This is a genomic window from Streptomyces tremellae (assembly GCF_039540215.1).
In the GTDB taxonomy this organism is placed as follows: Bacteria; Actinomycetota; Actinomycetes; order Streptomycetales; family Streptomycetaceae; genus Streptomyces; species Streptomyces tremellae.
This window is the reverse complement of sequence record NZ_BAABEP010000002.1, coordinates 181,455-204,435: the sequence shown is the minus strand read 5'-3', so window position 1 is coordinate 204,435 and position 22,981 is coordinate 181,455. Positions and strand designations below refer to the sequence as shown.

The window sequence follows — 22,981 nt, the reverse complement described above, 5'->3', positions numbered from 1 at the left end:
CCCTGCGGTGCCTGGAGGCCTTCGCCGACGACGCAGTCGCCGAGGTCTCCGACCGCTCCCCGGCCATGGCTCCCTTCGACCACGCGATCTTCCACTGCGTCCTCACCCCCGCCCGGGTGAGCCCCGCCGCGTCCGCCCACTGTCGAGACCACGAACAGGGATTGCCGTCTGTGACCAATGAAGTGCGCATCGCCTGCTGGAACATCGAGCACAACGGCCGCGGCCGGAGCGGAGGGGAGGACCACCGCGACCTGGCCCGAGACATCCTCGCCTCCATCGAACCGCACATCGTGCTGCGCCAAGAACTGACCGGCGCGTGGGACCGCGGGAAGGCCGACCTGTACGCCGAGGCCAATCGGCTCGGCGGCCTTGTCCCGTTCATGCCCGCGCCGCGGGAAGGGCGCAGCAAGAACCCGGTCGGCGTCATGGTCGACCCCAGCCTGTTCCTCATCGACGGCTACTTCGAGCACGACCTGCCGTGGAAGCCGATCTGCAACCCCCGCGTCCGCCTCAAGGGCTGCTCCAAGTCGCTCGACCTCGCCTCGGCGCACCTGTGCCACTACGACCCGGACCTGCGCGCGACCGAAGCAAGGCGGCTCACCACCCTCGCGGACCACGGTCGCAGCGCCCTGGTGGGGATGGACGCCAACAGCTACCCGCACCAGACAGCGCTGGAGTCCGTGGCGCTCCCGGACTGGGACACGGTCGAGGATCGCATCCACTTCCAGCACCGCACCATCGAGCGAGCCGGCCGGCGTGTCTCGGACACCCGGCCGGACGAGATCCTCTCCGGCGGCAACCCCGTCTTCACCGACCTCGGCCTGCACGCCGGCACCATCCTCGGCCAGCCCGGCGCCCTTACGGCGACGGCGAGCCTGAAGCGCAACGATCAGGGTCCCTCCCAGCGCATCGACCGCATGTACTGCACCCCCGACCTCGCCCCGGCCCTCCTCGCCTTCGACGTCCTGGCCACCGACGAGGTGCGGGAGGTGTCCGACCACGCCCTGCTGGTCGCTCACTTCGACCTCGACGTCCTCCGCCAGGTCCTCACACCCGCCCGCTGACACTTCAACCTTTGGGGGAAAGCTCCATGCTCATCAACGCGGCGATCTGCAACTTCGAGAACAACGGCGGCGGCGACCGCGCACTGTGGCAGTGGATGCACGACCGGCTGGCCTCGCTCGACCTGCATCTGCTCCTGCGGCAGGAGGTGTGGAACGCGCAGGACAACGGCAACGAGCTCGCAGACGCGGCCGAAGCCGTGCTCGGCATGGCCGGCCTGATCGGCCCGGAGTGCTGCACCGCCCTCTACCACGACCCGGACCTGTTCACCCAGGTCGGTGAGATCCCGAAGACCGGCCCGATGTGGGTCCTCCCACCGACCGTCCGCACCCTGCAGCTCGCCGGTTCGGCCCCCGGCGCGGTCCCGTTGATCGTGGGCTCCTACCACCTCAACTACTGCTCGACCACGACCCGCCTGGCCGAGGCCGAGTGGCTGACCAAGTGGAACGACAAATGGGTGAAGGACGGCGACCGGTACGTCCACTATCCTGCGCTGCTCGGCGGCGACAACAACAGTTATCCCGTCGCCGGGACCCCCGGGGAACCGGCCCTGCCCGTCCTGGAGGAAATCCGCGACGAGCCCCACCGGGCGCACCGCTCCTACGTCAGGCCGGACGGCGTGCGCCGGATGGACGACCGTCCGGACGACACCCTGCGCACTGCCGGCCTGCACGACGTCGCCCGCCACCTCGTCGCGACCACGGGTGACACCAGCGCGGTCGCGCCCACGGTCGACGCCTGCGACACCCACGGCCCGGATGCGCGCATCGACCGGATCTACGTCAGCAAGCAGCTCCTGCCCGCCGTCCGCGAGGTCGAAGTCGTCGACATGACCGGCCTGTCCGACCACCACACGGTCGTCGTGCGCCTGGACCGGGACACCCTCACCGACATCCTCAACCGCCCGCTCACCCGGGCGGCGTGAGTGTCCGAGCTGCCAAGAGACGAAGCCGTCAGCAGTCAGTCCTCACTGGTAGGTCCAGTTCTGCCCCGTGCCGCGATACTCCTCGACGGGGATCGGCTGGGTTCCCGGTTCCATGCGGGAGCGATACAGCTTGCCATCGAGGTGGTCAACCTCGTGCAGGACCAAGCGCGCCAGTCCGTGATCGAACCGGGTGAGTCGGGGCGTTCCCTCAATGTCCGTGTGCGCGACGACGATGTGAAGCGGGCGTGGGACAAGGCCGCGAACGTCGAAGAACGACAGGCACCCTTCGTACTGCCGGTCGATCTCTGCCGAGGACTCGGCGACCGTCGGGTTGAGCAGCACGATCGGCGTGGATCCCTCCCCAGGCGGGACGATGACGGCGGCGGCGCGGGCGATGCCGATCTGCGGAGCGGCGATGCCCATGCCCTTCCCGAAGTCATGGAGTTCCTTCACCCGCGAGATCGCGGCGTTGAGCTCGCGTACAACATGGCGCGCCTCGTCGGCCTCGGCGGGAAGGTCGAAGGGCTGGGCGACGGTCTGAAGAAGAACGTCACCTTCCTGGATGATGCCAGCGGCTGCCATGAGGGCGCTTGGGGACGAGGTGTTCACGGGCTCGCTCTCTTGAAGGTGTCCGGTCTTCAGCCGCCACTCCATGCGGTACCGGGCGTGGAGGGGCGGGTCCAGGGTCGTCCACGTGTAGACCGTGTGGTCTGCGTCGACAGCCTGGGTGGGGGGCGTGCGCAGGGGGGCGAAGTTGGCGCTCAGGGAGGTCTCGGTGCCCCAGACGGTGGGCTGGAGGGCAGTGGGGAAGGAGAGGCTGACGGTGAGCTCGCGGGTGGGCAGCCGGACGGCCCGCTGGAACCAGGGGCCCCATTTGTCGGCAGTGACCGCATAGCTGTAGGTGATGCTGGCTTCCTGGCCCGGGTAGAGGGGGAAGCGGGTTCGCGCGTTGGCGAACTCAAGCCACACCTCCTTGAAGGCGTCGCGGTCGTGCTTGACCACGCGCCCCATCTGCTCGTCGCCGCAGTGCGCTTCCAGCTGCAATTCTTCCCATGTCAAGGGCCGAGACCGGTACAGGGCGTTGGAGCGTTCGGGTTCACCTGGGTAGCGGTCGACAGCGATGCGGACGAGGTAGCGGGTGATCGGCTCCGTACCCGTGTTGCGCAGGTGCCTGTGCATCGTCAGGTGGTAGACCGAGCCGTCGTAGCGCAGCGCCGCGGCGTCTTCCAGGACGAGGATGCCGGCGGACGGCGGCGCCTCACCAGCCTCTGGAGTGGGCTGCGTGCCGCTGTCGTCGTCTTGCCACGCCTTCCAGACTTTGCCCCCCGCGTCGAGTTCCTTGTCGAGGCGGCGGGCCAGGTCCGAAGAGCCGCGCTCCCTTCCGGACTCCAGGTGACTCACGTACGACGGCGAGATGCGCAGGCGGCGGGCCAGGTCCGCCTTGGACAAGCCCCGCACTTCGCGAAAGTGCTTCAGCTCGGCTGCGAACGACGGTTCTCCCTGGCTCAGCATGTACGGCCCCTCGTGGGTGAGTTCGCGGATTGCGTGAGTGAGCGCGGCTCACCGGTGCCTCATCCTGCCCGCTTCGGGCTGACTGTTACCAGGCGGTGGCGGAGGTAGTCCGACCCGCTCACATGGCTGGCGGATTTCCTCTCCGCCAGCAGATCCAGGTCCACAAAATCCACTGCCCCGGACATGGCTCCGGGGGACCTCGGAAGGGCACGCCCATGCTCGAAACTGCCGCACCGCGTGACGCGGTGCTCATCTTCTCCGGCGGCCTGGACAGCGCCGTCACGGCCTACAAGCTGCGCGACGACGGCGTCACCCTGAGCCTCCTGTCGTTCAACTACGGCCAACGCCACGTCAAGGAACTGGCCCATGCCGCGAACCTCGCCGACCTGCTCGGCGTGTCCCACGACATCGTCGACCTGACGTCGCTGGGCCGCATCCTCGGCGGATCCGCCCTGACCGACCCGTCCATCGCGGTCCCGCACGGCCACTACCGCGCCGAGACCATGCGCAGCACCGTTGTCCCGAACCGGAACGCGATCATGCTGGAGATCGCGGCCGGCGCCGCGGTCGCTGCGGGGGCGGATGCGGTGGCGTTCGGCGCGCACTCCGGAGACCACGCGATCTACCCGGACTGCCGGCCGGAGTTCTTCACTCTCATCGAGGCGTCGATCAAGGCCGGCAACGAGGGGCACATCGAATCCGACTTTCAGCTCGTCGCCCCGTTTCTGGAACTCACCAAGGCCGACATCGTGCGCGCTGGCGCCCGCCTGGGCGTGCCGTTCGAACTGACCTGGTCGTGCTACGAGGGCGGCGAGGTGCACTGCGGAGCCTGCGGGACCTGCGTGGAGCGCCGGGAGGCATTCAACGAGGCCGGGGTGGCCGACCCCACCCTCTACGCGCCGTCACCGAAGTCACCGAAGGGCGCCGCCCGATGAGGAAACTGCCCCTCTTCCGGATCGGCAAGAACTTCCGCTTCGAGGCCACGCGGCGGCTCGACGACGGGACCTACGACGGCCACTCGTTCACCGCGGAGGTCGTGCTGTCCTCCCCGGTGCTCAGCCCGGAGGGCTTCGTCGTCGACTTCGGCGACCTAGCCCCCCTCAAGCAGTACATCGACAGCGTCTTGGACCACCAGATCCTCAACGCCGCGGTGAGGAACACGAGCAACGAGGGCATCGCCGAGCATCTCACCGGCTGGGTGCGCGACAACCTGCCGGCCGACATCGTGTCCGTGCTGGAGTCGGTCCAGGTGCGTACCGGTCGGCTGCAGCCCCCGAGGCTGGCCTCCTTCGCCGCCTTCGAAGCCTCCCATCATCTGCATGGTCTGCGCGAAGGCCACCCGTGCGGGCGTCTGCACGGCCACTCCTACGTGCTGAGCATGCCCGTCTCCGCCGTCCCCCGGTTCGGGGACGTTCCCGTCGTGCTGCGCAACTATCTGCACAGCACCATGCACGGCAGCGTGCTGAACGAGGCGATCCCCGGTGTGAACCCGACCTCGGAACACCTCGCCCGGTACTTCTCCCAGTGGCTGGCAGACCGGTGCCTGTCGGGCGGTGACGGGAGCGAAGTGTGCGTGCGGGTCTCGGAGACGGAGACGAGCTGGGCGGAGTACACGAGGTGAGCGGCATGGAGATGCTCCAGATCGCGGGCACCGTTCCGGAGGACCGGCTCCCCGTCCAGGAGATCTTCGGGCCCGTTCCTCAGGGCGAGGGCCCGTACACGGGCCGGCGTGCGTGCTTCATCCGTCTGGGCCGGTGCAACCTGCACTGCCCGCCGTGCGACTCGAAACGGACGTGGGACACGTCCCGTTACGACCTGGCGCAGACGTGTCCGCCGCGCACCGCCGAGGACATCGTCGAGGCCGCCGGCGAACACGGAGCCGGGGCGGGGATCGTCGTGATCTCCGGCGGAGAACCGCTGCTGTGGCAGCGCACCACCGCGTGGCACCGGATGCTCACGGCGCTGCCGGGGGACGTGCACGTCGAGACCAACGGCACGATCTCCCCGAACGAGTTCACCACCGGCCGCATCGCCCACTTCAGCGTCTCCCCGAAGATCGGGCGCATGGGCGCGGCCGACCCCGCCAAGCGCCGGATCCGCCCCGCCGTCCTGGCCGACTTCGCCGTACTGGCCGGGCAGGGGAAGGCGGCGTTCAAGTTCGTGACCGCCGACGCCGCCGACGTCGAGGAGGCGGCCCGGCTCGTCCGGGACCACCAGATCCCGCACGACCGGGTGTGGATCATGCCGCTGGGTGACGAGTCCGCCGCCTGGACCGCGGCCGGCCGGGACATCGTCGCGCAGGTCATGGACCACGGTTTCAACTTCTCAGGCCGTCTGCACCTGACCCTGGGGGTCCGATGACCACGCCCACGGCCGGAAGGACCGCCGCCCCGACGCCGACTGCTTCGACGGGCGGGCTCGTGGTGATCGGCTGCTCCCGGCGCAAACGCGGCGGCACCAAGCCCATTGCGGCGCTGGAGCTCTACCAGGGCTGGTGCTTCCCCCAGCTGCGTGAGCGCATCGCCGGCCGCCCCGAGTACCGCTCCCGGACCCTGATCCTGTCCGCCCGCCACGGCCTCCTGGGCGCCGACGACCCGATCACCCCCTACCACCAGGTGCTCACGCCGGAGCGGGCCTTGGACCAGCGGGACATCGTGAGCACCGCCCTGGCCGGCCACCTGGAGCGGTCCCCGTCCCAGGAGGTTCTGCTGCTGTTGGAGCCGCTGTACTTCCAGATGCTCGGGCTGCCGCCGCTGCCGGTCGTGCACCTGGTGAGCGATCCGGTGACGCACTGGCCGCAGGTGACCCGCGTGCTGGACGGATGGGGGTGGGCGGCATGAGCGTGGTCGCGCACGGGGCCCGCGTCTTCGAGGGCGAGCGGGTCTGGGCCATGAGCCAGGAAGCCTTCCTCGCCGCCGCGGCCCTCATCGCCGCACACGAGGAGCGCTTCGCTCCCGAACTCGTGATCGGGCTTGCCCGCGGCGGGGTGCCCCTGGCCCGTGAGGTGGCCCGTCTCCTCGGCGTCCCGGCCGTCGAGATCCGGGCCCAACACAACGTCTCCGACCTGGTCGGCCTCCAGGCCACCGGCGAAGTCGAGGTCGACGAGCTCGCCCTGGAAGCCGCAACCAGTACCGCCCGCCGGGTCCTGGTCGTCGACGACATCTGCGGCTCCGGCGCCACCCTGCGCTCGGTCACCGGCCTCCTCGCCAGGTCCGGCGTCAGCGCGCGCACCGCCGTCCTGTGCCGCAACGACGGCGCCGCCTTCCCCCTGGACACCTGGGTGTGGCCGGTCGCCGACTGGGTCCGCTTTCCCTGGGAGGCCCCTCCTCCGCCCGCGAGCACGCCGCTGCCCCACCCCCGTCAGGTCCGCACTGCCCAGGAGGCACCGTGAACCCCGCCGCCCCGCCCCGCACCATCGCCTTCGTGCTGTTCTCCTACGCGCCCGGCGAGCCCGCCGGATACGAGCGCGCAGTCGGCGCGCTCGCCGAGGTCTGCCGCCAGCTCGACATTACCCCGCTGATCATCACCTCCGGGCCGGGCGAGCCCGGGGACGCCGACCACCCGGACATGGTCCGTCTGCGCTCCTTGACCCTGCCCCGCCCGATCCTCAAGCCGGCCATCCTCGCCGCGCTCGAGAACCCCGAGCCCGTACGTGCCGAGCTGCACCAGCTCCTCACCGATCACCGGGCGGACGTCGTTGTATGGGTCGACGCCCTGTACGGGCTGGGCTACCTGGACGCCGCGCCCGCGGGCGTGCCGACGATCCTGCAGGTCCACAAGGTCCGTGGCGACGACTACTTCGACCGGGCGATCGCCGCGGCCACGGCCGTGTGCCCGATCAGCCCGTTCATGGAGAGCGAGGCCCGCGAGCAGGGCTACGACACCTCCGCCTGGACGATCGTGCCCAACGCCCTGTTCGCCCCGGCCCGGCCCGCCGAGAAGAAGGAGCGCGAGCGGCTGCGCACGCAGGGGCCGATACGGATCGTCTCCCGGGCGGAGCCGTACAAGGGGCTCGCCGAACTGCTGCAGGCGCTGCCGTCCGACTGGACCCGCCCGGTCGAGCTCGTCCTGGCGGCTGCCGGGTTCGAGTACTGGCCCGGGATGCAGGACGAGGTGTTCGCCGCCGTCCGCGCCGCCGCCGGCCTGCGCCCCGACGTGGTCACGGTCCTGGACGCGTTGCCGTGGCAGGAGGTCCAGCCCTTCTTCGCCGGCGCGGCCGCCACGATCATCGCCTCCTACGAGCCGGAGACCTTCTGCAACGCCGCAGCCGAGGCCATGTCCACCGGCGCCCCGGTCGTCGGGATCGGCATCGGTAACCTGCCCCACCTCGTCGGCGACGGGGGACTCATGGTGAGCGCCGACCAGGGCGTCAAGGGCATCTGGCCGGCGCTCGCCGAGCTGCTGGAGGACCCCGACCGCTACCACGCTGCCTCCCGCAACGCCGTTCTGCGCACCGCCTTCCACTCCCCCGCCGAGGTCGTCCGGCAGCTCGCGGCCGCCGCCGGCATCGCCCTTCGTCCCTGACCGAAGTACCCCCGTGCAGCCGCCCCGGTCGGGGCGGCCCCGTTCCGCTCCCACGGCAAGAGGAGAAAGACGGATGATCCTCGGACTCACCCCGGCCGACGGCGTGCTCGTCGTCTCGCCACACCTGGACGACGAAGCCCTCGGCGCGGGCGGCACGATCGCCCGGCTCACCGCCGCCGGCATCGGCGTCCACGTCCTCGCCGTCGCCTGCCGCACCCACCCCGGCAGCGACCCGGACACCCGCAGCGCGGAGTTCGGCGAGGCGTGCACCGTCCTCGGCGTCACCTCCCACCACACCGCCTGGATCGACACCGACGCCGCCATCAACCCGGCAGCGCACATGGCCGAGCTGGTCCACCTCATCGAAGCCGGCCCCCGCATCAGCCTGCGCGCCCTGCGCCCGGCCGCCCTGCTCATCCCGGCCGCCGGCTCCTTCCACCAGGACCACCGGGCCGTGCACGCGGCCGCGCTCGCCGCCGCCCGCCCCTCCGCGCACGCCCCCAGGATCGTCCTCGGCTACGTCGGCCCCGAGGACGCCGCCTGGGCGCAGCCCGCGCCCACACCGCGGCCGCTCGCCGTGGACACCTCCACGGTGTGGGAGGTCAAGGCCAAGGCCCTGTCCTGCTACGGCAGCCAGCTGCGGAAGGCCCCGCACCCTCGGTCGCTGGACATCATCCGCGCCCTGGACACCGCGGCCGGATCCGGCATCGGCACCACGATGGCCGAGCTCCTGGCCGTCTACCGGCTGGTGGCGTGATGGGGGACCGCGTCCTGGTCGCCCATCAGCCCGCCTACTGGCCCTGGTGCGGCTACTTCTCCCGCCTGCTGGACGTCGGCGAGCTCGTCCTGCTCGACCACGTCCAGTTCTCCGAGCGCGGCTGGCAGCATCGCAACACCGCCGCCGACCGCTACGGCCGCCCCGTCCGGCTGACCGTCCCCGTACGCCGGGACTTCGGGCAGCGGCTGACCGAAGTGAGGATCGCCGAGCCGGACTTCCGCGAGCGGCACTGGCGCACGCTGAGCGAGACCTACCGGCGCGCCCCGCACTTCAACCGGTTCGCCGACCGGCTCCAGGAGCTGTACGCCCGGCCCTGGACGCATCTGGTCGACCTCAATGAGGCCGTCACCCGCCTGATCCTCGATGCCCTCGACCTGGACGTGACGCTGGTGCGCACGAGCGGCGCGCCGCCGTCCGGCACCAAGACCGTCGCCCTGGTGGATTTGTGCCGCCGACACCAGGCCAACGTGCTGCGCGTGGGCACTGGAGCCGGCGCCTACCTCGACGCCGGCCTGCTGGACGAGGCCGGCATCCGGATCGAGGTCGCCGCATACGACCACATTCCCTACGGGCGGACCCGCAGCAGGCCCTCCGGCCTGTCCGTCCTGGACCTGCTAATGCACGAAGGGCCCCGCGCCCGCGCCGTCCTGACAGCCGGCGCCCGTACCGCCCCCTTCACTTCCACGCCGCGCGAGGTGCACGCATGACGACCGAACTGACCGCCGAGGCGATCGCCGCGCCCGCGCCCGGGCGCATCGACCAGGAACAGGTGGCGTCCCTGTACCGGCAGCTGCTGACGGCCCTGGGCGAGGACCCCGACCGCGACGGGCTCAAGGACACCCCGCAGCGGGTGGCCCGCTGGTGGGCGGAGTTCCTCGAGCACGACCCGGGCCGCACCGACACCACCTTCGTGCACGAGACCCTCCACGCCGGGGGTGACGAGCTCGTCATCGTGTCCGGCATCGTCGTGCACTCGCTGTGCGAGCACCACCTCCAGAACATGGAGCTAACCGTCACCGCCGGGTACCGGCCGCGCGGCCGGGTCCTGGGCCTGTCCAAAATCGCGCGGATCGCCCGCGCCCACGGGCACCGGCTCCAGCTGCAGGAACGCCTCATGAACGGCATCGCCGAGGACCTGCTGAAGGTCAGCTGCTCCCCGGACGTCGCGGTGGCCGTCACCGGATCCCACGCGTGCATGAGCGCCCGCGGCGTGCGCGCCGTCGGCGCGATGACCACCACCGTCAGCGTCCACGGCGACTTCGCCCCCGGCGGGCCGTTCGCCGGCCTGTTCCTGGACCTGGCCGCGAAAGGTGCGGCGCGATGACCCGGCCCGGACCCCACCCGAGGTGGGTGACCCTGGAGGGGACCAACGGGGTCGGCAAGACCAACCTCGCCCAGCTGCTGCGCGACCGGCTCGACGGCGCGGCCCTGCTGGAGGAGCTGCCCGACGCCGCCCCGGACCGGCTGCCGGGCCAGGTCATCGCCGCGCTCGCCGCGGACGGCGACCCGTTCCTGCGCACCGGGCACCCGCTGACCGAGACCCTCGCGCTGCTCGCCCTGACCGTACGCCGCCGCGAGGAGATGCCCGCCGCGGCCCTGGCCATCGAGGACCGCGGAGGGGACAGCGTCGCCGTCTACCAGGCCCTGACCCTGGCCGAACCCACCGGCGACGACCCCTACCCCCTCGCGCTGCGCCTGCTCGCCCTGGCCGACCGGTGGCGACCGCGCGCCGACCTGACCGTGCTGGTCACCGCCGAGGAGACCACCCGCTGCGCCCGGTGGTCCGCGCGCCTGGGCCGGCCTCTGACGAGGACCGAGCGCGGCCGCGCGCACGCGGCCGCCCGTCTCTACGAGCAGATCGCCGCCGAGGACCCGGGCCGCTACCTGGTCCTCGACCTCACCCAGCACACCACCGAACAGGCCCTTTCCGCCCTGACGAGCGCGATCGGCGCTCTCACCTCCCCGGCAGGAGTCCCCTCGTGAACGACCGGCCGATCACCCTGCTGTGGTCGCTGCGCAGCCTGTGCGACCTGGCCTGCCCGAGCTGCTACTTCGGTGACCCGCTGATCCACCAGATCGAACCCCCGAGCAAGGTCGGACAGCTCTCGCACATCTCTCCCAACGACCTCAAGCGGCGCGAGGTCCTCGCCTTCGCCCGCACGCTCAAGGACTCCGCCGTCGGCCGGATCTTCGTCGCCGGCGGCGAGCCGCTGAACTGGCCCGGCATCCTCGAAACCCTGAAGATCATCAAGGACGCCGGGATCGAGGTCGTCGTCTGCACCAACGGCATCCCGCTCACCCGCCCGGTCATGCTCCAGTCCCTGCTCGACCTCGGCATCGACGCCTTCTCGGTCTCCCTGGACTCCACCGAAGCGACGTTCAACGACTGGATGCGGCCCGACCCCAAGGGCGAGCACGGCTGGCAGGACGTCGTCGACGGCATCCGCGCCCTCGTCGCCGCCCGCAAGGACGATGGCCCCCGCATCGGGATCTACACCGTGATCACCCGCCTGAACATCGACCAGATCCCCGCGATGGGCCGGTTCGCCGCCGACCTGGGCGCCGACTACTACGTCCCGCAGCCCATCGCCCTGGAGGACGACCACCTCCACCACGAGCAGCTCTCGCTGCGCCCCGAGGACACCAGTGCGCTGAACGCCGCCTTCGCCGAGCTGTACGGCGCCGGCCTTCCTCTGACGCTGCCGGCCGGCTCCTACCCCGGCCAGGTCACCGCCAGCGTCCCGCGCAGCGCATCCACGGTGAAGGGATGCTTCGGCGGGCGCACGCTGCACTTCATCCAGCCCGACGGTGCGATCTGGGACTGCGTCTCCTCCCTGCGGATCGGTGCCACCCCGGCCGCCGCCCGCCGCACCATCCGCGGGAACAGCGCCGCCGAGCTGTTCCCGGCGCCGACCGCCTGCGCGAGCGACTGCCCGCTGGCCTCCTACGAGTGCGTCAACATGTGGCCGCTCATGGAATTTTCCCGCATCCTCACCCCCGGCTCCAGGAGCGCAGCATGACGCTGACCACCGCACCGGCCGCCACCATGCGCGCCACCGTCCTGGGCCGCATGGCCGAACTCCTGGACCGCAGCCCGGACCCCACCGGCGACGAGCACGCCCGCGCCTTCGAGACCGAGCTCGCCGACCGGTTCGGCACCGCGCACGCCGTCGCCGTCTCCAGCGGCACGGCGGCCCTGCACACCGCCCTCGCCGCCTACAACATCACCGCGGGCGACGAGGTCCTGGTGCCGGGTGCTTGCGTGGTGATGACCATCGCCGCGATCCGGGCCACCGGCGCCACCCCGGTCCTGGTGGACTCCCCCGGCGGCGAGCTGGACTTCGACGACCTCGCAGCCAAGACCACCGCCCGGACCAAGGCCGTCCTGCCCGTACACCTGGCCGGACGGTGCGCCGACCTGGCGCGCCTGACCGCCTACTGCGCCGACCGGGGTCTGCGGCTGATCGAGGACGCCTGCCAGGCCCAGGGCACCGCCTACGACGGCCGATGGGCGGGCACCTTCGGGGACGCCGGCTGCTTCTCGACGAAGGACGGCAAGCTGCTGTGGTCCGGGGAGGGCGGCTACCTCCTCACCGACGACGCGGCGTTCTCCGCCCGGGCCCGCAGCTTCGCCACCCACGGCTTCCTGCCCGCCCCCGACCAGCCGGCCGGCAGCCGTCTGGGCCACAACTACCGGATGCCCGAACCCGTCGCCATCATCGCCCGCGCCAACCTCGCCCGCTTCGACGAACTCCTGGCGCTGCGGCACGAGCAGACCCGGCACCTGCTCGACGCCGTCGCCGGCGCCCCAGGCCTCACCCCGATCGAACCTGGCCCGCGCCACGACTGGAACGGGTACGCGCCGCTGCTGCGCATCGGCCTCGAGCGACCCCGCGACTTCTGTGCCCGCCTGGCGCGACGCGGCGTGCCCAACTCGGTGGGCACCTACGGCCTGACGACCGCCGACCGCCTCGCGTCCCTGAACGACCTGACACTCGCGCCGTGCCCGGCCGCCCGTGCCGACCTCGACACGACGCTGGCCGTCGTTGTCCACGAAGGACACTCCACCGCGCGCCTGGACGAGATGGCGCGCATCATCACCGAGGAGGCACGCCAGTGGCGTTGACCGACCCCGACCTGCTCGCGCAGACGTTCGTGGGCATCGACTTCGAGACCCTCAACCCCGCCGGACGCCGACCCGAGCCGATCGAGGTCGCCGCCGTCGCCGGGAAGCTCACCGAGGACGGCTCCTGGCGGGAGGACGGCCGGTTTAAGCGGCTCATCCGGCCCCCGGACGGCGTGCACTTCACCTCCTTCGACACCGCGCAGACCGGCATCACCGCCGCGATGATCCAGCAGGCCGAGCCCGCCGCTGCGGCGCTGGCCGCGCTGGAGGCGCTGCTCGCCCACCCGCCCTACGTCCTGTTCGCGCACAACGCCCCCTACGAGGCCGGGCTGATCTACGACCAGGAGCCGTCCTGCCCCAACCTGGCGCGGCTGCCGATGCTCGACACCGTGCGCCTGGCCCGCACCGCCTACCCCGAGCTGCCGCGCCACCGGCTCGATGACGTGCTGAGCCACCTGGGGATGCCGCCGCCCGCCGGACGGCACCGCGCCATGCCCGACGTGGCAGCCACGTGCGCCGTCTTCGCCCGGATGGTCACCGACGGAGCGCGCGCCGGCCGCTGGTCCACCCTCGCCGACCTGCTCCGCGTGGCCGGCATCGAGCCGAAGGCCCTACGCGCCGACACCGAGGCCGCCGCCCCCCAGCAGGACTCCCTGTTCTGACCCGCGAGGAACGAGACTTGAGCGTGAACCCCCATCCCACGGGCGGCGAGGGCGCCGGACGTCGCGGTGTGCTGGTGTCCTTCGAGGGCATCAGCGGCATCGGCAAGAGCCACCTCACCCGGCTGGTCGCGCAGCACCTCGACCAGCCGCTGATGGTCGAGGAGTTCTCCGGCCGCCGGCAGCGCGGCGACCTCGGCAGCCGGATCGTGAGCGCGCTCGCCCAGGCCGCCGGCGCCGACCGGTTCCTGCGCGGCGGCTGCCCGGCCAGCGAGACGCTGCTGCTCCTGGCCGTCCAGCTGCACACCTACGAGACCATCCGCGTCCCGCTGCACACCGGGCGCACCGTCCTGGAGGGGCGCAGCCTGCACTCCGTCGCCGTCTACCAGGCCGCCGCCCTCCACCCGCACGACGACGCCGCGGCGCTCGCACAGGCTCACGCCCTCATGAGGGAAGCCACCGCCTGGCGCCCGGCGCCCGATCTCACCGTCCTGCTCACCGACGACACCGGCCGTGCGCTGACCCGTGCCGAACGGCGCGACGGCCGCCCCATCGGCGCCGAGGAGCGCGCCGTCCACGAACGCTGCGCCCGCCTCTTCAAGGAGCTCACCGCCGGCGATCCCCGCGTCCGGCGCCTGGACCGGGCCGCCCAGCCCGACCCGCAGGCGGCCGCCGACCGCATCGCCGACTGGATCACCACCGCCCGCCCACTGCCCTGGCCCGCCCCCGCTCTCGAAGGAGTTCCGGCATGACCCGCCGCCCGATCCGCTTCGCCCTCGGCTACGACGACGTCCTCCTGGTCCCGCAGCGCACCGCCGTGACCAGCCGCCGGCACACCGACCTGTCCACCACTCTGGCGCCCGGCCTGGACCTGGCCGTCCCCGTGCTCTCCGCGAACACCCCCTGGTGCACCGAAGGACGGATGGCCACGGCGATGGCCCTGGCCGGCGGTCTCGGTGTCCTGCACCGCGCCTGCACCCCCGAGCAGCAGACCGCCCAGCTCGACACCGTGAAGAACGCCCCCGTGCCGGCCACGGCGCACGCGGCCACCCTCGACGGCGACGGCCGGCTGCGCGCGGCGGCCGCGGTCGGCGTCACCGGCGACTGGAAGGAGCGGGCCGCCATGCTCGTCGACCACGGCGTCGACGCGCTCGTCGTGGACGTCGCCCACGGGCACGCCGACTACGTCCTGACCGTGGTCTCCGCGCTGAAGAAGAGCCACCCGGGCGTGGTGGTCATCGGCGGCAACGTGGCCACCGCGTCCGGCACCCGCGATCTGATCGAGGCGGGCGCCGACGTCGTCAAGGTGGGCATCGGGCCCGGCGGCATCTGCACCACCCGGCTGGTCGCCGGCGCCGGAGTGCCGCAGCTGACCGCCGTCATGGACTGCGCGGAGGCGGCCGCCGAGTTCGGTGTGAGCGTCATCGCCGACGGCGGAATCAAGAACTCCGGCGACCTCGTCAAGGCCCTCGCCGCCGGGGCGAGGACCGCGATGCTCGGCAGCGCCCTGGCCGGCGCGGACGAGAGCCCCGCCCGTCCGGTCGAGGACGGCGGGCGGCGCTACAAGGTCTCCACCGGGTTCGTGACCTTCGGCATGAAGCTGAGTCTGAAGCAGGCCCGGGGCGAGGAGGTCACCCAGGGCGAGCTCGACGACTACCTGCCCGAGGGCGTCGAGGGCACGCACGAGGCCACCGGCACCCTCGAGCGCACCCTGCACCCCTTCCTGGCCGGGCTGCGCTCGGGGATGTCCTACTCCGGGGCCGCCACCCTCGAACAGCTACGGCAACGGGCCGAGTTCGTCCAGATCAGCCCCGCGGGCGCCGCCGAGAGCCGCCCGCACGCGCTGGGCCGCAGCGAGCAGCTCCCGCTCGACTACCGCGCCGAGACCGCCCGGTGACCCCCGACCTCAGACCGGCTCAAGCCGGGGCCGGGGGTCAGCGGGCGGCGGCTTCGGCGACCCGCCCGAACAGGTCCTTGGCCTGGATCCGCAGGTCCTCGGCGATGTCCGCGTGCTCGGCGACGTCGGCGGCCGTGAACCAGCGCACCTCGTGGACCGGCTCTCCGGCCGGCTCATCGCTCTCGGCGACGGCGAGGAAGAGGTGGTCGATGTGGACGTGCGGCTGCCGGGTGTGGTTGTCGGGGTGCACGTCCAGCTCCTGCACCCACCACGGGGCGGGAACCAGCGGGTGCGGCGCCCCGGCGGGCAGCTCGCTGGCCGGGCCCGTCACCAGCCGGGCCTTCCATCCCGTCTCCTCCTCGATCTCCCGCACCGCCGCCTCTGCCGCGTTCTCGAAGTTCTCAACATGGCCCCCGGGCAGCATCCAGCACTCCAAGCGCGGGTGCCAGATCAGCCCGAGCCGCCAGCCGCCGTTCATCTGCCGGAAGACGAACGAGCTGGCCGTGGGCTCCTTGATCTTCATGGTGTCGCTCATGTGCGGGGGCAGTCCCATCGCTCGATCCCGTACGGCCGACCCGGCGGCCGTTCATCAGGCCGCCGAGCCTTCCACATCGCCCCCAGCGCCCAGACGCATTCGCGCCACATTCCCCCCGCCGCGCCGCGCGCGCAGCACGACGCACGGAGGCCTCTGACGATGGACACCCTGTGGCGCCACCTCGTGGTCCAGGACTACGAGATCAGCCGCTCCGCGAGCACCCGGCTGGAGTTCGACCTCTACACCACCTCGCTGATGGCGTGGCCAGCCGTCTGGATGGACGACCCCACGCCCTACGGGGTACTGCGCCGCCCCGGCATCGTCGACATCGACCGCGCCGTCCACGAGAAACTGGTGGGACGCCTGGCCGATCACCTCTTCGACCCCGCCCGGGCCCAGGTGTTCGTCACGCGCGCCGTCGGCCACCGCGAGCGGACGGCCGCAGCCCTCACCCGCGCCGAGCAGGCCCTTGCCGCCGGGGCGGCCGGGGCGGCCGGGGCGGCGCTGGCGGAGGCGACCGCTGCGTTCTTACCGGTGATGTCCACGCACATCGTGAACTGGCTACTCCCCGAGTCCCGATGGGAAGCCTTCCTCACACAGCGGTTCGGCGACGAGGGACGGGCGCGGGCGTGCATGCTGGCCCTGTCCACGCCCGCGGCAACCGGTCATCTGCTCGCCGCGCATCAGGACGTCGTCCAGGCCGCGCTCGCCGTGCGGGGCGGAGCCGAACTGTGCGGCACGGCCGCCGACCTCACCGCCCGCATCGGCACGCTCTACGGCAAGGGGACACCGGCCGCGCGAGCCATGCCCTACGAAGACCCCGCCCAGGTGGCCGGCCTCGTGCAGACGCTGGCCGCGAGCCCGAACCCCGAAGCCGAGTTCGAGCAGATCACCGCTGCCCGCGCGCGCGCGCAGAGACTGCGCGAGGCGTGGGAGGCCGCCGCGCTGCTGGCCGCCGCCGGCGACCCGGACGCCGTCGCCCGCGTGCGGGCCATCGTGATCATCCTGTCCTGGGCCTGCGACAGCGAGGAGCGCCGCAAGGTCCTGCGCCACTCCTACCTGGCCGCCGTCCGCCGCTGGAGCCAGACCCAGGACCTCGACCCGGCCACGCTGACCACCGCCGACCTCCTGACCGCCGGAGCATCCTCGTGACCGCACTGATCCCCCTCACCGCATGCGACCCGGCACGCGCCGGGGCCAAGGCCGCCGCCCTCGGCCGGCTTCTGCACGCCGGGCTGCCGGTGCCGGACAGCGCCGTCGTCCCCCTGGGCACCGCGGACAACGACCTGCCCGGCACCGTGGGACAGGTGCTGGCCTGGGCCGAACAGCGCGCCCCGTACGGGCTGATCGCCCGCTCGTCCGCCCCCGGCGAGGACGGCACCGCCTCCTCCTTCGCTGGCCTGTACGACTCGGTGATCACCCCGCGCACGCCGGGCCGGGTCCTGGCGGCGCTCCGCCAGGTGCGCGCCTGCGTGCGCGCGCCGGCCGTCACCGCCTACGCCGCCGCCCGAGGCCTGCGCCCCGACGACGAACTGGCCGTGCTCGTCCAGCCCGTCCTACGTCCCGCGCTCTCCGGCGTCCTGGCCGCTCAAGTAACCGGGGGCCGGTGCGTACGGTGGCGGATCGAGGCGGTGCGCGGCCTGGCCGAGCCGTTGGTGAGCGGGGCGCAGACCGGGGAGATCCACGTCGGCCACGCGGCGGCCGTCGACTCCGTCGTCTCCTGCGCTCAGCCGTTCATCCATCTGCCCGGGACCGGGCTGGAGCTCGACCTGCCGCCCGGCGAGTGGGCCACCGTGCCGGCCGCTCGGCACGCGCCCGCCGCCCGCGCGAAGGTCGCCGGCTCGGCCGGCGGGGTGCTGCACCTGCGCACCCCCGCCGCGTGGGCAGACGTGCCGGTCCTCGCGCCGCGTGAGCGTGGAGAGCTGCTGGACCTCGCCGCCGGAGCGGCCCGGGCGCTCGACCTGGAGCAGATCGACATGGAATGGGCCGTCACCGCTGAGGGGCCGGTCGTTCTGCAGGCCCGGCCGCTGACCCGGCCGGTCCACGACGGCGCGCTGCCCGAACCCCCGGCCGACGGCTGGTCGGGCCTGGCGGCGGTCGCCGGCATCGCGACCGGACCTGCTGCCCGCCTCGGCCCCGACACTCCCCCGGGGGGTGCCGTGCTCATCTGCGGTGCTCTCGGCCCCGAAGCCGCCGCTGCTCTGCTGCGCGGCCCCGCCGCCGTGGTGTCGAGCACCGGCGGACCGCTGTCGCACACCGCGATCATCGCGCGCGAGCTCGGCATCCCGTGCGTCACCAACGTGCCCGAAGCGCTGGACCGGATTCCCGACGGCATGGTCGTCGAGGTGAACGGCACGGCGGGCACGGTACGCCCGGCCTTCACCGTCCCCTCCCCGCGCCAGGAAGAGAGGCCGGTCTCCTACCGCGATGCCGCCGTCCTGACCACCACCATCCCCGACACCCCGCCCGGCGATGGCCGGGCCGCCACCCTCGTCCTGCACGACCCGGGCCGCGCCGACCTCGGCGTGCTGGCGCGTGCAGTCGCGGACGCCGCCGAGGAGACCGGGCCCCTGGGCGTCCTGCTGCCCGACGGCATGCCTCCCTCGGCCGCGCTGCCCGCCCACCACCCCGGATTCGTGTTGCGCACCGCGAACGGCCTCGCCGTGCTGTGGCCGGTGCGCGCCGGGGGACTCCCGCACCGGGTGGTCACCCTCGACACCGACGACCGCGTGATCTTCGAACGCCCTCTGGGACGGAGCGCCTCATGACCCCCTCGCCCACCCACCGTTCCGGGAAGGCCGACTCCCGGGCCGGTTACGCGGCTGTGATCTTCGACTTCGGCGGAGTGCTCACCACGCCGATGGACGACACCGCCCGCCACTTCGCCCGCGAGGTCGGCCTGCCGGACGACGCCTACCTCCACGCCGTCGCCGTCCACCCGGAGGGACGCCAGCTCTACGCACAGCTGGAGCGCGGCGAGATCTCCCAGGAGGAGTGGAACGCCGGAATCGCCGCGCTGCTGGGCATCGACGGAACGAACCTCATGGGCCGGGCCCTGGCGACCCTGTGCCCGGAGGAGAGCGTCGTCGCGGCCGCCGCGGCGATCCGCGCCGCCGGGCTGCGCACGGCGATCCTGTCCAACTCCATGGGCCTGAGCCCGCACAACCCCTACGAGCCGTGGGCTCTGGAGAGCGCCCACGACGTCGTGGTCTTCTCCGAGCAACACCGGCTGCGCAAGCCGGAGCCGGAAATCTACGAACTGACTCTGGAGCTGCTCGGGCTCCAGGGGCCCCAGTGCGTCTTCGTCGACGACAACCCGGCCAACCTCGTCCCCGCCCAGCAGCTCGGCATGACGACCATCCACGCCACCGACCCGGCGCTCACCGTCGCCCGGCTGCGACAGCTCGTCCCCCACCAGCAGTAGACCATCACCCCACACCCTGAGGGCGCCGCACCGGCACCCCCAGGCCGACATCAGAGCGAGGACAGTTCATGCAACACGAGCGGGTTCGTGCCGGCTCAGCCCCCTACGGCGCACCCGGCAGCGTCTTCGCCGGGACCGCCCCTTTCTACGCGAGCGCCCGTCCCGGCTATCCGGCAGAACTGATCGATCATTGCGCGCGGTTCGCCGCCGCCTTCCCTGGCCGGCGCATCCTGGACCTGGCCACCGGTACCGGCGCGGTGGCGATCGCCCTGGCCGAGCGGGGAGTCGACGTCCTGGCCGTCGACCCCTGTGCGGAGATGCTGGACGAGGCCCGGCGCATCGCCAGCGAGCGGGACGTCACGAACGTCGAATGGTGGCAGGGCAGTTCGTACGAGCTGCCGGACTTCGACGGCGTCTGCCTGGTGACCATCGGGGACGCCTTCCACTGGATGATTCCCCGCGCACAGGCCCTGGCCGCCCTGGACGAACGCGTGGTGCCCGGGGGAGCCGTCGCTGTGCTGTCCCACCGCTGGCCCAGCCACCCCAAGCCGTCGTGGGAGCCGCTGCTGAACCGCATCCGAGGTCGTCACCTTGGCCCGGCTGCGAGCGCGGGCCCCACCGGTCAGGCCAGCCGGGACGAGGCGGGCAGTCACGAGGACGTCTTCCGCACCTCCGCGTTCGCACACCTGACGAAGATCACCACGGACTACACGCTTGATCTCACCGTGGACCGGCTCGTCGCCTGGCAGTTCTCCCAGGCACAGACCTCCCTGCCCGTACTCGGCGAGCGCCGGCAAGCCTTCGAGGCGGACCTGCGGGCAGCCTTGCAGGCGTGGGAGCCCACTGGCAGGTTCGTGGAAACCAGCCAGGCCCATCTCCTGATCGGCCGGCGCCCCGGCGAAGTCGGGGAAGAACGACCGTGACGAAGCTCGGCTGGAAGAGCCTGCCGTCCGCGGCCCGTAAGGCCATCGAAACGCGCGTCGGCCCGGTCAGCGGCTGGACCGCCGCCGCCACGGGGATGAACTCCACGGTGGCCGGCGCCCTGCACACCTCGGCGGGGACGGTGTTCGTCAAGGCCGCCGAGCACGGCCACCCCTGGGCGGCGCAGCGCACCGAGGCCGTGATCAACCCGCACGTCACACCCGTCTCCCCCCGTCTTCTGCTGCACGTCGACACCGCCGGATGGGACGTGCTGGTCTTCGAGTTCGTGCCCGGCCGGTCCGCCGACCTCGGCCCCGGCTCACCGGACCTGGACCCGGTCGCCGACGTCGTCGCCGCCCTGGGCCGCCTCCCCCTACCGGACCTCGCCCTGCCCACCGTGCAGGAGCACTTCACCACCGGCGGCGAGACGGCAGAGCTGGAACAGCTCGCGGGCAGGGACCTGCTGCACCTGGACCTCAACCCCGACAACATCCGCGTGAACACCCGGGCGCGGATCGTGGACTGGGCCTCACCGACCGTCGGCGCTGCCTGGGTCGATGTGGCCGGGCTGATCGTGCGCCTGCTGGACGCCGGCCACACCCCCGAGTCCGCCGACCGGTGGGCGCGGCGCATGCCGGCCTGGCGGTCCGCGCCCGCGGCAGGCGTCGCCGTGCACGCGGCGGTCAACGCCCGCGCCTGGGCCAAGACCGCTCAGCGGGCTCCGTTCCCGTGGGCCGTGCGGCTGGCCGACGCAGCCGAGCAGTGGCTCCACTACCGGGCCCGGCTCGATCGCGTCGCCGGGCCCGGCGACGCTCATGGAGCGTGGTGAGGATGCCCGAGCAGGGCCGTCTTTCACGGCCGGCAAGTCCGCGTGTGCTGGTGAGCGGGCCCGTTCCGCCGGCCGGGAGCGTACCTGCTGCCCGGGACCTGTCCACCGTAGCCGCCGGCCTCGACGCCGTGCAGTGGATCCGCGTATCCGGGGGCCGCGCCCCGGCGGGCGAGTGGCATCCCGCCCAGGACGTGCCGGACCTGTGGTGGGCGTCGGCACCGCTGGCCGAGGACGGCCTTCCCGTGACCGGCTTGCCCCTGGTGGCGGCGGCGCAGCTCGCGGCCCTCCTGGGCGGCCGGCTGCCGACCTCGGCGGAGTGGGAGTGGATGGCCGGCCGGGGCAGGCGCCGCTTCCCGTGGGGCGACGAGCCGCCCGAGCCCGGCAGCGCCAACCTCCGCGACTTCGGACCCGGCTGTGCCACACCGGTCACCGCCCACCCCGCTGGTCGTACTGCCGAGGGCCTGTGGGACGTCGCCGGCAACGTCTGGGAGTGGACCACCGCGCCCTGGCGCCGTGACCGCATCGCCCTGCTGCGCGGAGGCTCCTACAACTCCCTGATCCAGTACGCCTCCTGCGCGCACGCCAACGACGTCCCCGGTCACCTGTCCTCCCCCGGCATCGGGCTGCGGCCCGTACGCCACACCCCACCGACAAGCGGAGCAGCCACGTGAACATCGCCTTCGTCCTGCTGACCCACAACCCCGACGAGCCGGCGGGCATCGAACGCAGCGTCGCGGCACTCGCGGAAGGGCTCCGCGCTCTCGGACACCCCACGCTCATCGTGGCCGCCGGACCCGCCACGGCGAGCGACCCCGCCCAGCTGATACGGCTGAAGTCGCTGGCCCTGCCCCGTCCGGCTGTGGAAGAGGACCTCGCCCGTCTGCTCGCCGACCCCGCCCCCGTCACCAGGGAAGTCGGCGGCCTGCTCGCCGAACACCGCGTGGACCTGGTGTGCTGGGTGGACGCCGTCTGGGGGCTGGGCTACCTCAGTCCGGCGCCCGCCGGCACCGCCACCGCGCTGATGGTCCACGTGCCGCGCACCGACGCGCCCCTGCGGCAGAGCCTGGAGCACCGGCCCCGCCGGGTGGTGACGGTCAGCCCGTTCATGGTCCGGGAACTGGCCCGGCAGGGCCTCGACACCGCATCGTGGGCCGTGGTCCCCAACGCACTGCTGCACGAAGTCCCCCCGCCGGCACCGGCCGCCCGGGAGGAACTGCGGCGCAACGGCCCCGTGCGGATCGTGGCCCGAGCCGAACCGCACAAGGGCATCGCCGAACTCCTGCGCGCCGTCCCCCGGGTGCGTACCCGTCCCGTGGAGATCGTCCTCGCCGAAGCCGGCTTCGAGTACTGGCCCGGCATGCAGCACGACGTGATCAGCGAGTGCAAGGCCCTCGCCGAAGAGCTGGAGCAGGTCCGCATCCTGCCCGGCATGCCCTGGCAGGACGTCCCCGCCTTCCTCGCCGGTGCCGCGGTCACCGTGGTCAGCTCGACCAGCCCGGAGACCTTCGGCAACGTGGCCGCCGAGGCGCTGTCCGTGGGCACGCCCGTCGTCGGCTACGGGCTCGGCCACCTGCCCGACCTCGTCGGCGCGGCCGGGCGGATGACCGACCTGGAGGAGGGCGCGGACCGCCTGTGGCGTGACCTCACCGGCTTCCTCAGCGACCGCATCGCCTACCACACGGCCGCCCAGGAAGGTCCCCGTCGCGCCGCCGCCTACCGCCCGGCCGCAGTGGCGCGCGCGTTCCTCGACGCGACCGCCGGGGTCCGGACATGAGCGGGCCGGCCGCGC

26 protein-coding genes are annotated in these 22,981 nt (G+C 72.6%); 24 read left to right on the top strand and 2 right to left on the bottom strand.

The features are described 5' to 3' along the window. Positions 1 to 170 precede the first annotated feature (170 nt). Together ABEA77_RS03015 and ABEA77_RS03010 are read left to right on the top strand one after the other, a co-directional pair. Positions 171 to 1,064 carry an endonuclease/exonuclease/phosphatase family protein gene (locus ABEA77_RS03015; protein WP_345640704.1) on the top strand — a complete coding sequence of 298 codons (894 nt, stop codon included), beginning with the start codon at positions 171 to 173 and terminating at the stop codon, positions 1,062 to 1,064. A gap of 26 nt (positions 1,065 to 1,090) precedes the next feature. Next, a complete protein-coding gene (locus tag ABEA77_RS03010; protein ID WP_345640701.1) occupies positions 1,091 to 1,987 on the top strand; it encodes an endonuclease/exonuclease/phosphatase family protein in 897 nt (298 codons plus the stop codon). Positions 1,988 to 2,029: 42 nt separating this feature from the next. Here ABEA77_RS03010 and ABEA77_RS03005 read toward each other — a convergent pair whose 3' ends face one another. Beyond that, complete coding sequence (locus ABEA77_RS03005; RefSeq protein WP_345640698.1) at positions 2,030 to 3,499, bottom strand: peptide deformylase; 1,470 nt, start codon at positions 3,497 to 3,499, stop codon at positions 2,030 to 2,032. A gap of 215 nt (positions 3,500 to 3,714) precedes the next feature. On the opposite strand from ABEA77_RS03005, the gene queC reads away from it, so the two are divergent. The 15 genes from queC to guaB all read left to right on the top strand — a co-directional run bounded on the left by queC (position 3,715) and on the right by guaB (position 15,483). Beyond that, complete coding sequence (gene queC, locus ABEA77_RS03000) at positions 3,715 to 4,434, top strand: 7-cyano-7-deazaguanine synthase QueC (RefSeq protein ID WP_345640694.1); 720 nt, start codon at positions 3,715 to 3,717, stop codon at positions 4,432 to 4,434. Further along, a complete protein-coding gene (locus ABEA77_RS02995) occupies positions 4,431 to 5,120 on the top strand; it encodes a 6-pyruvoyl trahydropterin synthase family protein (RefSeq protein WP_345640691.1) in 690 nt (229 codons plus the stop codon). Before queC ends, ABEA77_RS02995 begins: the two co-directional genes overlap by 4 nt. A 5-nt stretch (positions 5,121 to 5,125) precedes the next feature. Continuing rightward, on the top strand, positions 5,126 to 5,860 hold the full coding sequence (locus ABEA77_RS02990; protein ID WP_345640688.1) for a radical SAM protein: 735 nt from the start codon (positions 5,126 to 5,128) through the stop codon (positions 5,858 to 5,860). Then, entirely contained in the window at positions 5,857 to 6,339 is a 483-nt protein-coding gene (locus ABEA77_RS02985; RefSeq protein WP_345640685.1) for a DUF6884 domain-containing protein, read from the top strand. The genes ABEA77_RS02990 and ABEA77_RS02985 overlap by 4 nt, the downstream gene beginning before the upstream one ends. Further along, complete coding sequence (locus ABEA77_RS02980; RefSeq protein ID WP_345640682.1) at positions 6,336 to 6,890, top strand: phosphoribosyltransferase; 555 nt, start codon at positions 6,336 to 6,338, stop codon at positions 6,888 to 6,890. The genes ABEA77_RS02985 and ABEA77_RS02980 overlap by 4 nt, the downstream gene beginning before the upstream one ends. Continuing rightward, positions 6,887 to 8,023: a glycosyltransferase family 4 protein gene (locus ABEA77_RS02975; protein ID WP_345640679.1), complete on the top strand. Its 1,137-nt coding sequence runs from the start codon at positions 6,887 to 6,889 to the stop codon at positions 8,021 to 8,023. Before ABEA77_RS02980 ends, ABEA77_RS02975 begins: the two co-directional genes overlap by 4 nt. 73 nt (positions 8,024 to 8,096) lie before the next feature. Continuing rightward, positions 8,097 to 8,780, top strand: a complete 684-nt coding sequence (locus tag ABEA77_RS02970; protein WP_345640676.1) for a PIG-L deacetylase family protein — start codon at positions 8,097 to 8,099, stop codon at positions 8,778 to 8,780. After that, on the top strand, positions 8,780 to 9,508 hold the full coding sequence (locus ABEA77_RS02965) for a WbqC family protein (protein WP_345640673.1): 729 nt from the start codon (positions 8,780 to 8,782) through the stop codon (positions 9,506 to 9,508). Before ABEA77_RS02970 ends, ABEA77_RS02965 begins: the two co-directional genes overlap by 1 nt. Beyond that, the gene (gene folE, locus ABEA77_RS02960) at positions 9,505 to 10,125 is read left to right on the top strand and encodes a GTP cyclohydrolase I (RefSeq protein ID WP_345640670.1); all 621 of its coding nucleotides are present in this window, start codon (positions 9,505 to 9,507) and stop codon (positions 10,123 to 10,125) included. Before ABEA77_RS02965 ends, folE begins: the two co-directional genes overlap by 4 nt. Beyond that, entirely contained in the window at positions 10,122 to 10,784 is a 663-nt protein-coding gene (locus tag ABEA77_RS02955; protein ID WP_345640667.1) for a thymidylate kinase, read from the top strand. The genes folE and ABEA77_RS02955 overlap by 4 nt, the downstream gene beginning before the upstream one ends. Further along, a complete protein-coding gene (locus ABEA77_RS02950) occupies positions 10,781 to 11,821 on the top strand; it encodes a radical SAM protein (protein ID WP_345640664.1) in 1,041 nt (346 codons plus the stop codon). The genes ABEA77_RS02955 and ABEA77_RS02950 overlap by 4 nt, the downstream gene beginning before the upstream one ends. Next, positions 11,818 to 12,927, top strand: coding sequence for a DegT/DnrJ/EryC1/StrS family aminotransferase (locus ABEA77_RS02945; RefSeq protein WP_345640661.1), 1,110 nt, complete (start codon positions 11,818 to 11,820; stop codon positions 12,925 to 12,927). The genes ABEA77_RS02950 and ABEA77_RS02945 overlap by 4 nt, the downstream gene beginning before the upstream one ends. After that, entirely contained in the window at positions 12,918 to 13,589 is a 672-nt protein-coding gene (locus tag ABEA77_RS02940; protein ID WP_345640658.1) for a 3'-5' exonuclease, read from the top strand. The genes ABEA77_RS02945 and ABEA77_RS02940 overlap by 10 nt, the downstream gene beginning before the upstream one ends. Positions 13,590 to 13,612: 23 nt before the next feature. After that, positions 13,613 to 14,338, top strand: coding sequence for a dTMP kinase (locus tag ABEA77_RS02935; protein ID WP_345641032.1), 726 nt, complete (start codon positions 13,613 to 13,615; stop codon positions 14,336 to 14,338). Continuing rightward, entirely contained in the window at positions 14,335 to 15,483 is a 1,149-nt protein-coding gene (guaB, locus tag ABEA77_RS02930; protein ID WP_345640655.1) for an IMP dehydrogenase, read from the top strand. Before ABEA77_RS02935 ends, guaB begins: the two co-directional genes overlap by 4 nt. Before the next feature lie 37 nt (positions 15,484 to 15,520). Here guaB and ABEA77_RS02925 read toward each other — a convergent pair whose 3' ends face one another. Beyond that, positions 15,521 to 16,018 carry an NUDIX hydrolase gene (locus tag ABEA77_RS02925; RefSeq protein ID WP_345640652.1) on the bottom strand — a complete coding sequence of 166 codons (498 nt, stop codon included), beginning with the start codon at positions 16,016 to 16,018 and terminating at the stop codon, positions 15,521 to 15,523. Positions 16,019 to 16,177: 159 nt separating this feature from the next. Here ABEA77_RS02925 and ABEA77_RS02920 point away from each other — a divergent pair, with 159 nt between their 5' ends. The 7 genes from ABEA77_RS02920 (at position 16,178) to ABEA77_RS02890 (ending at position 22,966) form a co-directional block, all read left to right on the top strand. Beyond that, positions 16,178 to 17,170 carry a hypothetical protein gene (locus ABEA77_RS02920; protein ID WP_345640650.1) on the top strand — a complete coding sequence of 331 codons (993 nt, stop codon included), beginning with the start codon at positions 16,178 to 16,180 and terminating at the stop codon, positions 17,168 to 17,170. Further along, positions 17,167 to 18,786 carry a PEP/pyruvate-binding domain-containing protein gene (locus ABEA77_RS02915; RefSeq protein ID WP_345640648.1) on the top strand — a complete coding sequence of 540 codons (1,620 nt, stop codon included), beginning with the start codon at positions 17,167 to 17,169 and terminating at the stop codon, positions 18,784 to 18,786. Before ABEA77_RS02920 ends, ABEA77_RS02915 begins: the two co-directional genes overlap by 4 nt. Continuing rightward, positions 18,783 to 19,442, top strand: a complete 660-nt coding sequence (locus ABEA77_RS02910; RefSeq protein ID WP_345640645.1) for an HAD family hydrolase — start codon at positions 18,783 to 18,785, stop codon at positions 19,440 to 19,442. The genes ABEA77_RS02915 and ABEA77_RS02910 overlap by 4 nt, the downstream gene beginning before the upstream one ends. Positions 19,443 to 19,510: 68 nt before the next feature. Beyond that, complete coding sequence (locus tag ABEA77_RS02905; RefSeq protein ID WP_345640643.1) at positions 19,511 to 20,365, top strand: class I SAM-dependent methyltransferase; 855 nt, start codon at positions 19,511 to 19,513, stop codon at positions 20,363 to 20,365. Next, on the top strand, positions 20,362 to 21,192 hold the full coding sequence (locus tag ABEA77_RS02900; RefSeq protein WP_345640641.1) for a protein kinase family protein: 831 nt from the start codon (positions 20,362 to 20,364) through the stop codon (positions 21,190 to 21,192). Before ABEA77_RS02905 ends, ABEA77_RS02900 begins: the two co-directional genes overlap by 4 nt. Positions 21,193 to 21,383: 191 nt before the next feature. Next, positions 21,384 to 21,863: a formylglycine-generating enzyme family protein gene (locus ABEA77_RS02895; protein ID WP_345641029.1), complete on the top strand. Its 480-nt coding sequence runs from the start codon at positions 21,384 to 21,386 to the stop codon at positions 21,861 to 21,863. Further along, the gene (locus ABEA77_RS02890; RefSeq protein WP_345640639.1) at positions 21,860 to 22,966 is read left to right on the top strand and encodes a glycosyltransferase family 4 protein; all 1,107 of its coding nucleotides are present in this window, start codon (positions 21,860 to 21,862) and stop codon (positions 22,964 to 22,966) included. Before ABEA77_RS02895 ends, ABEA77_RS02890 begins: the two co-directional genes overlap by 4 nt. Positions 22,967 to 22,981: the final 15 nt, after the last annotated feature.